Source organism: Acinetobacter sp. TWP2-2-3 (genome assembly GCF_049896445.1).
GTDB lineage: Bacteria > Pseudomonadota > Gammaproteobacteria > Pseudomonadales > Moraxellaceae > Acinetobacter.
Genome location: NZ_JAFCUI010000006.1, coordinates 40,813 through 55,185, shown reverse-complemented (window position 1 = coordinate 55,185; position 14,373 = coordinate 40,813). Strand labels below are relative to the sequence as shown.

At 38.7% G+C, this 14,373-nt stretch carries 17 protein-coding genes; 12 read left to right on the top strand and 5 right to left on the bottom strand.

Features of this window, described 5'->3' with window-relative positions; genetic code table 11:
* Positions 1-200: 200 nt before the first annotated feature.
* The 5 genes from ACP7AK_RS10005 to ACP7AK_RS09985 all read left to right on the top strand — a co-directional run bounded on the left by ACP7AK_RS10005 (position 201) and on the right by ACP7AK_RS09985 (position 2,584).
* Positions 201-404, top strand: coding sequence for a hypothetical protein (locus ACP7AK_RS10005; RefSeq protein ID WP_005103450.1), 204 nt, complete (start codon positions 201-203; stop codon positions 402-404).
* Between the two features lie 308 nt (positions 405-712).
* Entirely contained in the window at positions 713-982 is a 270-nt protein-coding gene (locus tag ACP7AK_RS10000) for a hypothetical protein (protein WP_005263238.1), read from the top strand.
* A 161-nt stretch (positions 983-1,143) separates the two neighbouring features.
* Entirely contained in the window at positions 1,144-1,284 is a 141-nt protein-coding gene (locus ACP7AK_RS09995) for a hypothetical protein (protein WP_425879815.1), read from the top strand.
* A gap of 158 nt (positions 1,285-1,442) precedes the next feature.
* Complete coding sequence (locus tag ACP7AK_RS09990; protein ID WP_425879814.1) at positions 1,443-1,730, top strand: hypothetical protein; 288 nt, start codon at positions 1,443-1,445, stop codon at positions 1,728-1,730.
* Between the two features lie 653 nt (positions 1,731-2,383).
* Positions 2,384-2,584, top strand: a complete 201-nt coding sequence (locus ACP7AK_RS09985; RefSeq protein WP_005103446.1) for a hypothetical protein — start codon at positions 2,384-2,386, stop codon at positions 2,582-2,584.
* Between the two features lie 228 nt (positions 2,585-2,812).
* Here the strand turns inward: ACP7AK_RS09985 and xseB are convergent, their stop codons facing one another.
* Both xseB and xseA read right to left on the bottom strand, forming a co-directional pair.
* A complete protein-coding gene (gene xseB, locus ACP7AK_RS09980) occupies positions 2,813-3,007 on the bottom strand; it encodes an exodeoxyribonuclease VII small subunit (RefSeq protein WP_005103445.1) in 195 nt (64 codons plus the stop codon).
* A complete protein-coding gene (xseA, locus tag ACP7AK_RS09975) occupies positions 2,997-4,268 on the bottom strand; it encodes an exodeoxyribonuclease VII large subunit (protein ID WP_425879813.1) in 1,272 nt (423 codons plus the stop codon). Before xseA ends, xseB begins: the two co-directional genes overlap by 11 nt.
* Positions 4,269-4,618: 350 nt before the next feature.
* Here xseA and ACP7AK_RS09970 point away from each other — a divergent pair, with 350 nt between their 5' ends.
* The 6 genes from ACP7AK_RS09970 to ACP7AK_RS09945 all read left to right on the top strand — a co-directional run bounded on the left by ACP7AK_RS09970 (position 4,619) and on the right by ACP7AK_RS09945 (position 10,331).
* On the top strand, positions 4,619-5,053 hold the full coding sequence (locus tag ACP7AK_RS09970) for an I78 family peptidase inhibitor (RefSeq protein WP_005106641.1): 435 nt from the start codon (positions 4,619-4,621) through the stop codon (positions 5,051-5,053).
* A gap of 112 nt (positions 5,054-5,165) precedes the next feature.
* A complete protein-coding gene (locus ACP7AK_RS09965) occupies positions 5,166-5,525 on the top strand; it encodes a hypothetical protein (protein WP_425879812.1) in 360 nt (119 codons plus the stop codon).
* A 209-nt stretch (positions 5,526-5,734) separates the two neighbouring features.
* Entirely contained in the window at positions 5,735-6,004 is a 270-nt protein-coding gene (locus ACP7AK_RS09960) for a hypothetical protein (RefSeq protein WP_005263233.1), read from the top strand.
* Between the two features lie 297 nt (positions 6,005-6,301).
* Positions 6,302-8,941 carry a bifunctional aconitate hydratase 2/2-methylisocitrate dehydratase gene (locus tag ACP7AK_RS09955; RefSeq protein WP_425879811.1) on the top strand — a complete coding sequence of 880 codons (2,640 nt, stop codon included), beginning with the start codon at positions 6,302-6,304 and terminating at the stop codon, positions 8,939-8,941.
* A 63-nt stretch (positions 8,942-9,004) separates the two neighbouring features.
* Positions 9,005-10,015, top strand: coding sequence for a hypothetical protein (locus ACP7AK_RS09950; RefSeq protein WP_044108896.1), 1,011 nt, complete (start codon positions 9,005-9,007; stop codon positions 10,013-10,015).
* 94 nt (positions 10,016-10,109) lie between these two features.
* Positions 10,110-10,331: a hypothetical protein gene (locus ACP7AK_RS09945; protein WP_044108897.1), complete on the top strand. Its 222-nt coding sequence runs from the start codon at positions 10,110-10,112 to the stop codon at positions 10,329-10,331.
* Between the two features lie 199 nt (positions 10,332-10,530).
* Here ACP7AK_RS09945 and ACP7AK_RS09940 read toward each other — a convergent pair whose 3' ends face one another.
* Positions 10,531-11,394, bottom strand: a complete 864-nt coding sequence (locus ACP7AK_RS09940; RefSeq protein WP_148334896.1) for an alpha/beta hydrolase family protein — start codon at positions 11,392-11,394, stop codon at positions 10,531-10,533.
* Positions 11,395-11,512: 118 nt separating this feature from the next.
* On the opposite strand from ACP7AK_RS09940, the gene ACP7AK_RS09935 reads away from it, so the two are divergent.
* Positions 11,513-11,971, top strand: a complete 459-nt coding sequence (locus tag ACP7AK_RS09935; protein ID WP_425879810.1) for a hypothetical protein — start codon at positions 11,513-11,515, stop codon at positions 11,969-11,971.
* Positions 11,972-12,084: 113 nt separating this feature from the next.
* On the opposite strand, the gene ACP7AK_RS09930 is transcribed toward ACP7AK_RS09935, so the two are convergent.
* Entirely contained in the window at positions 12,085-12,303 is a 219-nt protein-coding gene (locus ACP7AK_RS09930) for a hypothetical protein (protein WP_004645284.1), read from the bottom strand.
* Between the two features lie 586 nt (positions 12,304-12,889).
* Positions 12,890-14,176 carry a branched-chain amino acid transport system II carrier protein gene (gene brnQ / locus ACP7AK_RS09925; RefSeq protein WP_148334894.1) on the bottom strand — a complete coding sequence of 429 codons (1,287 nt, stop codon included), beginning with the start codon at positions 14,174-14,176 and terminating at the stop codon, positions 12,890-12,892.
* Positions 14,177-14,373 lie beyond the last annotated feature (197 nt).

Genomic DNA, 14,373 nt, shown 5'->3' with positions numbered 1-14,373 from the left:
ACATATATGACAATAGAGTTACGAGTAGAGAAAGAATTTAGGATGAGACTTCAGGGTGAAGAAAACTGATCATCGTATAATTCAGCTATCACATATAGAAAATCAATTAAAATATGCAATAACAGACTGAAAATCAATAAAACCATAATAAAAATAGGTGTATATTGAAAATACGATTTCACGCATAAGAGCATCTTCGCATGTCGACTAAATTTATCATCCGTTTTGCTGCGATTCTATTTTCTGTACTTATTTTGACTGCATTAGCTATTCAATTTTTCTTTAAATCGGATGTAACCGTAGTTCTATGGATTTTCGCTGTACCTTTCATTTTGGGCATTCCAATTTTGGCTTCTGTTGTATTGACCACCAATGATGAACTTGATATTCATAGCGTTAATTAGGCTTGAACCTTAAACTGGCGCATTTAAAGTGCATCTGATCTTTACTGATAGAGCAGCCGACATTTGCACTTTGTTCAATAAAATAGACCTTATTTTAAAGCAATGCGAGCCAGTTAAGCATGCATTAGAAAATGTAGTAAAAATGAGTGTATGTTTACGCTCATTTTTTATCAGGTTACTCCAGAATTTGGATTTCACTCTCAAATCATCATGATTTACATAAACTCTAAGAAATAAGGGAATATTCTTATCATTATTCATTCAAAATAGGTCTTCATCATAAAACTCATCATTTTAGAGAAAACAGAATGCCTAAAAATAATTATCTACCAGCTCTAGAACAAGTTTATGACTTTTTAAAGGAACGACCAGGTTTTAAGGATAAAAGTGAATTTGATAAAGCAGTAGAATATTTTAGAACTCTTCATGAAAGTGATCCTCTGGATTTCAGAGTTCAAGCACCGAATACTGTCGCTGGAAAATTTGGGGCCAAAGAGACTATAAATTTAGGGTCTATGCCAGAATTCAGTAATAAGGAAAATTTCCTTAACTGGATAGATACACAAATTAATCACTAGTTGAAAGACTTTAAGCAAACGCATCATGCGGCAGGTTTTCATTTATTTATTATTCATACATTCATTAACATGTAGTACAGAAAACAATCGAAACTGAGTTGGAAAACTACAAATTTGAATGATAACTTTGTATTCAAATCTTCCGAATAAAGAGGTGAGCAATGAAGTTGTTGACTTTGATGGGTATGGGAGTAGCAGCGAGTTATTGTTATAAAACTATGAAAAATGGCAAGCTTGCTCTTTCAAAACCTGACTTTGATGAAAGTGTAAAACGATTTGTACTGCAAGAATTTGCAGCGTAGTCTTCACGATATATTTCCCAAAAAGGCTCATCGGATGATGGGCTTTTTTATTTTCTAAAAATTTATAATTTTAATATTCAGATTAAAAGCAGTTTAATTATAGCCATCATGTTATAAACCTACCTCGTGATCTATTTTAAATAATTAAATGAGAGCTAATGGATGATGAAGATGGAAATGAATGGTGCGAGCTTATATATTCTGAAGCCTTGAGAATATATAAACCAACAAAATACAACACAGTCAACAAACTGAGATTCTTTGCCCTGATTTTAGAATTATTCGCAGAAATGCAGCATGAGGATGTAATGATTCAAGTAAAGGCTGTGAATGTGAAACTTAAATTGAGATCTAAAAATTACATTTTTTGGGTGTTTGAAATGCCTGATTTTCAGGATAAGACGTTATTTTTAACTTATATGTCTAGTAAATTAAGTCAGCTATAAAGTGTCGTTGAAAGCTAAAATCGCCAATTACTTCAACAAGTATAGTTATTTTTTATAAAACTATAATTTTTTTATATGTTAATGGTGTATTTATATATTTTTATCAATAGCTTGCTTATTCTCTAGTCGTTGCTCACTTTGACAACATACCTGAATCAGCGCAAAAGTGATAAAGGGAAAGGCCCATCTAAAGGTGGGCTTTTTTAATATGTACAGCTTATTGAACGAAAAGTAACTTAAAGCAAATGTAAGAGAACAGTTTATTAATACTCCCTATACTTTATTGATAAATTCACAGTGCTATAGTCATTTTGCGAAAACAAGAAGACGCAAATAATACGAAGAAAATGACTACAGCACTAGCCCGCTTATTTGAAAGAGTAAGCGGGCTTTTTAATTGAAAAATTAATGTAATATTATGCTAATGTATAAATTATAAGTTTATATATAATTCATGAATAGATTCTATCGCTGTAGTTTCTTTCCAATTTCAGCCTCCTTCCCTAAGGAGGCATTTTTTTGTCGATAGAAAAGTAATGTTCCAATGACTATTGTGTTTATTCAGTTACACAAATGATCATCGTTGACTCTTGAATGAATCTTTCAAATATTTGAGCATGATATTTTATTGGTTAAATAAGTGATGGATCGCCATGATAAATGAAGAAAAGCCTTTGAACTTTGACGACGATAGTGAGCCTCAAGATTTCGAAGATGAAGAATTTATCGATGATAAGAAAGAGGATGAAATGTACAATGCTATTACCAAAGATGGTTCTAGTGTTGATCCTGCGGATGATGGGACACGTCATATTCGCCCTGAAGACGGTGATCCTATAGAAATTGAAGAGTAATAAAAAGCCCAATTCAATATTGGGCTTTTTATCGTCTGGTGGATGAGAATGAAAATACAATATTTCCCATTTAGAATTGAGCGGATTGATCAAAATCCCCATCTAGAAAATTTAAATAGTCATTGAAATGATTTTTTTCACTTAATAAAAAAGCCCCCATGAATGAGAGCTTTTATGTCAACTCAATCTAGCAGAATAGTCTAAGCTAATATTTGAAATGACATCCAATTAATCTTTAAAAGTATCATTTAACGCAGTTTGAACCGCTTCAACCCGTGCCTTGCAAGCTTTATAGGCGGTCATGGATTCTTCCACGATTTTCATCAAGTTATCAATATCCGGTTCTTGCTGAGATTCGAGCAATTCCGCATTCTTTTTCAAGATGTCATAGCCTTGTTGGAAGCTCAAAGTATCATGATTCATGAGGAAGTACCTGTATAAGTTGTGCTGAAAAAATGCCGTCATGTAATTCGACTTCAACCAGATCGCTGGACTGAATCTGTTGAATAGAGGCAACCACATGTTCTTGCTGGCGCACGATGGCATAACCCTTGGATAAAACATGTTTAGGATTTTGTAGTAGCGTTTCCCGCATCAGGGCATCAAGCTGCTGATTAATCAGCTGGGTATGCTGCTGGGCCAGACTGGTAGTATTGGCCTTGATCTGTTGCAGACGTTGCAGCGCATCCATAATCTGGTTGTTGGCCAGACTTTGAATCAGTTTCAAAAATTGATCATTCTGATTTTGATAAGCCTGAATCTGTTGCTGGGATAAACGCTGAATGCGCTGTAGATAATTCAGGACATCCTGGGTTAGTTCAAAGATATGATTGCGGATTCCGGCAATGGCTTTACTCGGAGTATCAAAGGAGCGATGCGCAATCTCATCCAGAATGGTACGGTCTTTTTCATGCCCGATGCCGACCCAGACCGGTACCGAACGTTTACAGAGCAGGGCAGCCAGATCATAATCATTCAAATAAGCCAGATCATTGACTGCGCCACCACCTCGTATAATCACAATCAGATCCGGTGCGGTATTATAAGTCTGTGCCCATTGTTTGAGCGCTTGTGCCAGACTGTACATAATACTTTGCGGGGCGGTATTTCCCTGAAAAGTCGCACTGTGATAGATAAACTCACACACCTGCGCACGCTGCAGTGCATCGGCATCTTTTTTAAAATCTCCCAGGCCTGCTGCATTTTCGGGAGCAATCACCAGAATCCGGTTCAGGTCAAAAGGGCTGGGCAAGTTTCTATTGCGCTGAATCAGTCCTTCAGTCGTCAACCGCTCAACAATCTGCTGATAACGCCGGGCAATATCTCCCAGAGTATAGCCTGAGTCAATTTCAACGATATTTAAAGAAAAACCATACTGCGGATCGAAATTAGCTTTGACTTTAATCAGCACTTTCAAATCACGACTCAGCTCAATTCCGCTTTCACGTTCAAACTGCGTGACAATTTTCTGGGCACTGAATTTCCAGATAGTCGCTCGGCAACTGGCGATGACCTGATCACTGTCGGCTTCTTTTTCTGCCAGCTCCAGATAATAATGGCCGGCTTTAATACTTAGATTACGAATCTCGGCTTTAACCCATACCGGTGTATCGAAAGTGAGTTTGACCACTTCCTGAACTGTAGCAAGATATTCCTTGAGGGAGAGTTGAGGATCGTCTGTCATGCCAATAGAAAGTTTAAAATTCAATCAAATATTAAATCAATCCAGCACAGATCACAAATCTAAAAGTGAAGTCATATTTGAATGATGTAATGACAATGCAATGCTATTGAAATGCATAATCACTTGGTCTAGGCGATTCATTCGGCATTTTCGTATTTTGTAGAGGTTCTTATCTTCTGTTTGTCTTGTTCATTGAGAGAATTTATAGTGTTGAAGTCCTTAATTCACAAAGGTCTTATTTCTAATTTTTAATGAAAAAGCACGGTTAAAAATGTACACAGACTTGTGTCTGGCAAGGACAAGGAAATATGCTAAATTGGTGAAGAATTATTGAAGAAGAATAGGCTCTCATGAAAAAAACAATGCTGTTCGGTTTACTGGCTCTCGCTCTAAGCGCATGTACCACTACGCCGCAATCTGAGACGGATGCTCCTAAAACAGGTTCAGCGAATCCTGCAAGCGCTTATTGTGTCAATCAGGGTGGCAAGCTTGAGATTCGTACTGAAAGCAATGGTCAGGTCGGATATTGCCATTTAAAGAATGGTCAGGTGGTCGAGGAGTGGGAATTACTGCACATGAATCAACCTAAATGTATTGCTGATCAGGCAGCGGCATTGGTGGGTCAGTCCAATTTGACTGAAGCGCAAATCAAGCAGAAAACCAAGGCACAAATTGTACGTATGGTTGAACCGGGTCAAGCGGTGACGATGGATTATCGTGAAGAACGAGTGACTGTAACGGTGGATCCTACAAGCAAAAAGATTATCCAGGCTTCATGTGGTTAATTACACAAAATGAAAAAGCCCATTAGTGGGCTTTTTTAATTCCATACAACTCGCATTTTGAAATGACAAATCTTCCCCGATCTTTTATATTGCCCCTCGGAAGGAGAAATTCATGAAAAAGTTATTGGCTTTATCGTTTATGCTGGCGCTGGCCGGTTGTGCCGAGAAGAAACCCTTAACCCCTGAAGAGCAGTGGCAAGGTTATTGTCGAAGTGTAGGAAATGCGGCGCGTACCATTATGCTGGATCGTCAGAATGCGATTGAGAAAGAAAAAGCAATCGTGCATGCCAACAAGATCGACGACGAAACCACCAAAGGTTTTATCCTGAATATTATTGATGAAGTCTATGCGATTCCAGCCGAAGAGATTAAGGCAGATGTAAAAGCAGCCCGTGAAAAAGTCCGCGCTGAATTTACTGCAAAGTGTATTGTGACACCGCATGACGAATTACCTGATTACAAACCGTTCTAAGGAACGGTTTTTTTATATTTGGATAAAATTATCCAACCCATATTTCCCATTAAACATATTTAAATATAAGCATCTTCAAAAGACTAAATAATAAAAATAGCCTAAGCAAAATGTACACTTTGTGACAATTTCTAAATCTAAAATATAGAAATACTTATCTTTATATTGAATAATGAATTTAACTCCAATTAACCGAGGAGTAGCACAATATGGAAGTCGTAAGATATTTGCATCATTCTGATCTACTGCTGGAAGATGAAGAAGGTGTGGTCATTATTGGCGGCAGTCGCTATGTACTCAGCGTTGGTGACAAAGTCGTTTTAAAGAAGATGCTAGAACAAGATAAAAAGCTTTATCAGATTGATATTTCCTTTGCTAGCAATAATCACAGTACCACCTATGAAGATGAATGCGTGGTGAAATTCCAAGGCTGCCGAGACTCATATCAGCAGTATTTAAACTCGACCACTGTACACTAAGGTGGAGTATCTTTTTAACGTCAAATCAGGCAACATCAGGGTTGCCTTTTTTATGCATTAAATTCAGTTAAAAGGGCCTATTCATGGGCTTGTTTCGTGTGGTGTAAGCTGTAACTGATTATGGAATAATCATTAAGAGCATCATTTAGTTATAAAATAACGAGCATCACGAAGAAACACTTGAGTTGCATTAACTTTTAACTGGAAATTTAGTAAAATTTCGGAGTCCATATTATTTATGAAGCTTGGAATAAGCAGGAATTCATAAGTAATTTTTTAAAAAAGAGGAATAACACTGTGCTAGAAGCTTACCGCCAACACGTTGAAGAACGTGCCGCACTCGGAGTCCCACCGAAGCCACTTGACGATGCCCAAACAGCTGCATTAGTTGAACTACTAAAAAACCCGCCAGCTGGTGAAGAAGCATACTTGGTAGATTTGCTTGAAAACCGTGTACCAGCAGGTGTTGACCAAGCTGCATATGTAAAAGCTGCGTTCTTAGCTGCATTGGCAAAAGGCGAAGCAACCTCTCCACTCGTTTCTAAAGAACGTGCTGTTTATTTACTAGGTACTATGCTGGGTGGTTACAACGTAGCGCCTTTAGTTGAACTTTTAGACAATGCTGAGCTTGCTGAACTTGCAGCTGAAGCATTGAAAAAAACGCTTCTTGTATTTGATGCATTCCATGACGTTGCTGATAAAGCAAAAGCTGGTAACGCAAATGCTCAAGCAGTTATGCAGTCTTGGGCTGACGCTGAATGGTTCACTAGCCGTAAAGACGTTCCTGAAGAAATCAAACTGACTGTTTTCAAAGTAACTGGCGAAACCAACACTGACGACTTGTCACCTGCACAAGACGCTTGGAGCCGTCCAGACATTCCATTGCACGCAAATGCAATGTTGAAAAACGTACGTGACGGAATCAATCCAGAAGTTCCTGGTGAAGTGGGTCCACTTAACCAGATTAAAGAACTGATCGTGAAAGGCAACCAGGTTGCTTACGTGGGTGACGTTGTTGGTACAGGTTCATCTCGTAAATCTGCAACTAACTCTGTACTTTGGTTCTTCGGTGACGACATCCCGCACATCCCGAACAAAAAAGACGGTGGTTACTGCCTAGGTTCTAAAATCGCTCCGATTTTCTTCAACACCATGGAAGATGCGGGTGCATTACCGATCGAGATCGATGTTGCCAACATGAACATGGGCGACGAAATCGTTCTTAAGATCGATCACGCTGCTGCTAAAGTAACTGCGTTCAAAGACGGCGCACAAATCGCTGAAGCTGAACTTAAAACTCCAGTACTTCTAGACGAAGTTCGTGCTGGTGGTCGTATTAACCTGATCGTAGGTCGTGGTTTGACGACTAAAGCGCGTGAAGCTTTAGGTCTTCCAGTATCTACAATGTTCCGTACTCCGGTTCAGCCTGCTGCAACTGGTAAAGGTTTCACTCAAGCTCAGAAGATGGTTGGTCGCGCTTGTGGTCTTCCTGAAGGTCAAGGTGTACTTCCAGGTACTTACTGTGAACCTAAGATGACTACTGTGGGTTCGCAAGATACAACAGGTCCAATGACTCGTGACGAATTGAAAGACTTGGCTTGCCTAGGTTTCTCTGCTGACCTTGTTATGCAATCTTTCTGTCATACAGCTGCTTATCCAAAACCAGTTGACGTTCAAATGCAACACTCGCTTCCTGATTTCATCATGAACCGTGGTGGTGTGTCTTTACGTCCAGGTGACGGTATTATTCACTCTTGGTTAAACCGTATGCTTCTTCCGGATACCGTTGGTACTGGTGGTGACTCGCATACACGTTTCCCAATCGGTATTTCATTCCCGGCGGGTTCTGGTCTTGTAGCGTTCGCTGCAGCAACTGGTGTTATGCCACTAGATATGCCTGAATCTGTACTTGTGAAGTTCAAGGGTAAAATGCAGCCTGGTATCACTCTACGTGACCTTGTACATGCAATTCCTTACTACGCAATTAAGGAAGGTGACCTAACTGTAGAGAAGAAAGGTAAGAAAAACATCTTCTCTGGTCGTATCCTTGAGATTGACTTAACAGAAATGGAAACTGACCTGACTGTTGAGCAAGCATTCGAACTTTCTGATGCTTCTGCTGAACGTTCTGCTGCTGGTTGTTCTATCACGCTTTCTGAAGAGAAAGTTGCTGAATATCTTCGTTCAAACATCACCATGTTGAAGTGGATGATTTCTGAAGGTTATGGCGATGCGCGTACGATGGCTCGTCGTGTTGAGAACATGGAAAAATGGTTGGCTAACCCAAGCCTGATCAAAGCTGATGCTGATGCTGAATACACGAAAGTGTATGAAATCGATCTTGCAGACATCAAAGAACCTATTCTTTGCTGCCCGAACGATCCAGATGATGCAAAACTTCTTTCTGACGTTCAAGGCGCGAAAATTGACGAAGTATTCGTTGGTTCTTGTATGACGAACATCGGTCACTTCCGTGCAACTGGTAAATTGTTAGAAAAAGTTCCAGGTGGTGCGTTGTCAACTCGTTTGTGGATTGCTCCACCTACGCGTATGGACGAACATCAGTTGATGGAAGAAGGTTTCTATAACATTTATGGTAAAGCTGGCGCGCGTACTGAAATGCCAGGTTGTTCATTATGTATGGGTAACCAAGCACGTGTAGCTCCGAACACGACTTGTGTTTCTACATCTACTCGTAACTTCCCGAACCGTTTAGGTCAAGGCGCTAATGTTTACTTGGCTTCTGCTGAACTTGCTTCTGTTGCTGCTGTATTGGGTAAATTACCTTCTCCAGAAGAATACCAACAGTACGCAGCTCAAATTGACAGCATGTCAGCTGACATCTATCAATACTTAAGCTTCGACAAGATGAGCGAATATACTGACGCTGCTAAAGATGTTGATACTAAGAAAATTGCTGCTGCTCAATTAACTTAATTGATTAATTAGTCGAAAAAAAAGGGCTGATTTATCAGCCCTTTTTTACGTGAGATTTTAAGAATGGTAAAAAAAAATCATAAAATGAAATTATTAAATAATCAAAAATCAAAAGTTGCTATGTCATCTAGGAGATTTTTATTCAATTTTGTAGGTAATGCAAATATATGGAGTGATGGATTTCACATTGATCAAATGAGTGGAGGAGGAAGTGGGATATTAATAAAATATAAAAGTAAGTATTTTATGTTAACTGCCTATCATGTAGTTAAACAGACAATTGAAAACCCATTACAAAATACCTCACCTTTTTGGATTAGGTCCAAAGAAAAACATATAGAAAGTATTGATGATTTTTTAATGCCCAAAAAAGTTTGGTTTATTGGTGAACTAATTCCTGATGTAATAGGTTGGCAAGATTATACTGATGTAGTTCTTATTGAAATGTTTGATCCACATAAAAATTTTATTCCAGATAATTATGTTGATATTACTGAAAGAAGAGAATGTACTGAAATTCTATCTTCAAAGAAAATTTTCGAAGGTCAATTGTTAGCTGCTTCTGGTTATCCTTTAGAAGCTAATACATTTGAATATGAGGTAGTGCCGGAGGGCTATTCTCATGCAACTAATTTACAGCGACATCATGATATTGGAATATGTTTATTTGATGAGTATGGACATCCATATATAGATTATGAACAGTGTTCACATATGTTTACTGGAATAACATATGATCATAATGGAATGAGTGGGGGTGCTATATATAATTTTGAATCCAATAGTAAAGCAAAACTAGTGGGAATGGTTTTGAGTGGTAACAACAAGATAATCAGATTTATCCCAATATCAAACATTTTAGCTCATATACGTAACTACGATAAAGCAAGTTTTATAATTTTAGATTATGAAGAGGCTGTTCTAAAAGGATATTTGGAAAGATCAGGGGCATATTGTGTAGAAACAATGCAGACATGTTTGGATAAAATGTTGAGTGTACAGGGGGATTATGAGGTGTATAAAGATTGGCTCAAAAATAGAAAGCTCAAAACTCCAAAGGTAGGATATTTTTAAAAAACAGGAAATAAATAATTGTAATATTTTTATTAAGCTAAATAACTAAAGTAATATCTAACTTTATATTGGTTGGAAAAGTGGTTAAAGTAAAATGCCCAAACAATCCCGCTTCCTCTGTATTGGTGGTTTCCTCAACGGAACGCAGGTCAAAGACCAAGGTGATAACTTCACCTGTGTTGAAAATACCAAACAAGTGACTTATCACAAACGTGAAATCTTCCATCCTGATTCATGGGATCATGACTATTATGTTTGTGAAACCACGACTGAGAAACAAGCTCGAAACTGGGTCTATGACATTGAGTCAAAATAATATTTAATTCGATAAAGAAAGACATGGGTTGGCGTTATCGTCAGCCCATTTTTATATACGTTTTAAAATATTCAGACAATAAAAAGCCCCATGGTTAGGGGCTAGTCGTATATAGGTCAAGCCCATATACTGTAAGAGGCTCATCTCAAACTGAGAGTATTAGAACACAGCAGCCTGCAAATAACCATCTAAATCTGATTTAAACAGTCAATTGTTGTTCAATCACCGGCCATAAATTCTGATGCGATTTCTTGAACATCAGCATATGACCAATGGTTTTATAGGCATAACTTTTAGGTCTAAGTTCAATTATCTGGGTTTTTGCGTTTGGATATAAACGCAGTAAATCTTTCACGTTGGCTTCCGTGGCAATTTCATCATCCGATGACCAGATTGAGGTAATCGGGCAGGTGACTTGAGCATGATAATCATGGGATGGTGCAATATTTTTACCAATCGCGTTGATTACATAACCCGGTTTACTACAGAACTGCGCCCATTCTCGTGCCACATCTTTAGGCAGGTTTTCACCCATACCAATCGCTTGAGTCGGGCCATAGCCTTTAGTGATGCGTGCCAGTGGGAAAATAACATTAAACATCACTGGCGCAAGTAACTTGGTTTTACCTTTGAGTCCTTTCACATGTCCAGTAGAGCCAGAGACGGCCACCACTTTTGCGACTTTATCGTAATTTGGCACAATACCTAAAAGCTGACCACCGGCACTATGTCCAAGTAGTATCACTTTTCTTGCATTGGTACGCGTTAATAAAGCATCAATCGCGGCCGGTATATCCAGTTGACCCCATTGCACAATACTGGCTTTTGAATTTTTCAACGGGCCATGTAGTGAATCACCAATCCCCCGGAAATCAAAGACCATAACGGCATAGCCTTGAGCTTGTAACCACACACAAAACTGATGATAAAACTGTTTAGTAATGCCAGTTGCCGGACAGACTAATACTGGAAGTTTGTCAGTTTCAGAAATAGCTGCATAAAAACGTGCACTTAAGCGATAGCCATCCTGACACTGGAGAGTCAATGTTTCAAATTCAGACATACGATACACTATGATTTTTATAATCCCGATGAAGCTTTTACTGTATAGATTTTTAGCAGGGTAGCTTGGGGAAAACATGACTTTAAAGTCAGTCAAATAATAAACATGGAATAAACTTATGCAGCTAATGGAACTTGAGCTGGCTGTTAAAATCGCCATTATTTTTAGTGGAATATTCTTGTGGATCGGGATGTTCACCGGCGTCTGGAAATATTGGCAGATCCGTCAATCACCTCAGTCACGCGCACATTATTATGTCGATATTGCCCATCGTAGCAGCCTGCTTTATGCACCCGCAACTTTAATTCTGGCAGTATTAGCCTATTGTTCAGTGTGGCCGAGTATGGTGAATCTGATTTGCGTACTGATCAATATTCTGTTTTTCAGCTTCTCGATTGCCGCTTATATGTTGCATGGTTTCCTGCAAGACACAACGAATCAGTTTAAACAGCCGCATCAGTTGGGTGAGTTTCATTTGCCAGGAAGTTTAATGACTTTAGCCATGCTAGGTTTAATTGTCGCAGAATTGGGCGGGACAGGGATTTTGGTCTATGGAGCATTTGCGGGATTATTCTAATCTTCTTTTTATAGTTATTCTGAAAGGATGCTGGAATGTTTGAAAGTTAAAACACTTTTTTCACCAGATGGATGACTGGCCAAATCATCCATCTGGGCTAATTTAAAATTTGATTATCGGTATTTCTGGTCTATGGCAGCCCATAGGAAAAATGCAGCTGAGACAATCAGTGCATAGCCAAAGTATTCAAGTTTTAAATTACCTTGAATTAAGCAATGGACGGTTAAAGTCAGCATGAGTGCAAAAGTGGTGCATATAAATGTCACCAGATTGGTGTTGTTGGCTTTAAGAGCGTCAATGAAGACTTGCTTGTTGAAATGTAATGATAACATCTCCATCCCTCCCATTTATTCATATTATTGAAGATTAAAGCAGATTTAATCAGTCAGAATTGAATATATAGTTGTACTGTTTAATTTGGACCTTTGCAACTGCTGTGGCAGGCTTTTACAGTCAAAATGGTCATCTTTAGTCGTATAACTACATAATCACTTGATTAGGCAAGAATTATATTTTCAGATTCCACCTCCAGCTAATTTTGGAAATAAGATGTAGTCATCATTTGATTAATGCGACCAGATAGAAAATGCAAATTCTACGCCAAAGATATGTAGTGTTAATCAATACTTTGTAAGCCTGCGTATGACTCGGAGGGGGACTTGGTTTAAGTTGGCAACAATAGGTATCTAAAATCAGGAAATTAAAGTTTTGTTTATATTTATATAAAAAATAAAATAATTAAAGTGCAATTCTATACATCATATTTTATAGAAAATCTTAGTATCAAGATTTACAGCGGTGATTTGATGTCATTATTAAGAAACAATAAATGTCCGTTTGGGTAAAACCTGACAATTATTGATCACGCTCAAACCGGATTTTGGGTAAAAATACGATTTTTCAGACATCCTAGAAGTTTTAGTTTCTAATACGGTCAATCACAGCTGTAATCAGCAATACAATCATGGACGGGATAAACCAGGCCAGATTCTGATCTGATAGAGGTAAATTTTGCAGTAATGCAGGCAATTCAAAACCAGCGACTTTTAATCCATCAAAAATACCAAAGATCAAGGCCACCAGGGTCACTGGCGCAATCACATGAGATGGTTTCTTGAAGAAGTTTGCACAGAAGCTCAGCATAATGACGCTAATGGCAGGCGGATAAATCGCACTTAAGACTGGAACCGAAACAGCGATCAGTTTGGTTAAACCCAGATTTGAAATCACCAGTGAGAAGCCCACCAGAATAAATACAAAGATCTTGTACGGAATTTTGGTCAAGCTGGAAAAATACTCAGCGCAGGCACAGGTCAGACCAATTGCAGTGACCATACAGGCAATAAAAATCATGCCGGACAGGAAGTAAGCACCCATATCGCCAAAAGCATGTTGTACATATGCATGCAGGATAATGGCACCATTGGCTGCATTTGGTGCAATCTCATGGCTACCTAGTCCAAGTTTAAACAGACTTAAATACACCAGAGTTAAACCAATACCAGAAATAATGCCGGCATTCACTGCATATTTGGTAATCAGTTTTTTATCGGTTACACCACGTGAAGTAATGGCTTTGACAATCACAATACCGAAAACTAAAGCGCCCAAAGTATCCATGGTTAAATAACCATTTACGAAGCCTTCAGTCACTGGACTGGTAACGTAATTATCGATCGCTGCAGGCGGATTGCTGGCAGGAATCATCACGGCTGCTACACCCAAAATGATCAAAGAAATAATTTTAAGTGGCGACAGGAAATAGCCGACGGTATCCAGAATCTTATTGGGATATAAGGACACGATGGTCACCACAGCAAAATAGATGATGCTGTAAATGAGCAGACTGCCAGATTCATTGCCAAAGTAAGATGAAAAACCGATTTCATAAGAAACGGTTGCGGTACGTGGCGTCGCAAATAAAGGGCCAACAGCTAAGTAACAGATTACAGTCAGCAAAATACTGGCTGCTTTGCCCAGAGGCGAGCTTAGTGCCTGAATGGAGCCTTCAACGCGAGACAACGCAATAATGGTAATCACGGGTAAGCCGACTGCTGTAATAAGGAAACCTAAAGCAGCGAGCCATACGTGTTCACCGGCTTGTTGAGCCACAATCGGTGGGAAGATAATGTTGCCCGCACCAATAAACAGTGCAAAGGTCATAAAACCTAGGGCGACAATATCCCGGGTACGCAGACTTGTCATAAAGGGAGATCAATAGAACAAAAGAAAGCGATTTTAGTGTATATGTCCAATTTTTTGGAGTTTATTTTAAGGCTGGAAGCCTTGATTCTAGTGAGTTTGCGGATCACATAACCGGTCATTCAAATCTTGGTAGAAATATATGTTTGATAATTCGCTGAAAAATATATTTTTCCTTACAAGCTCAAAAAATATCTGCA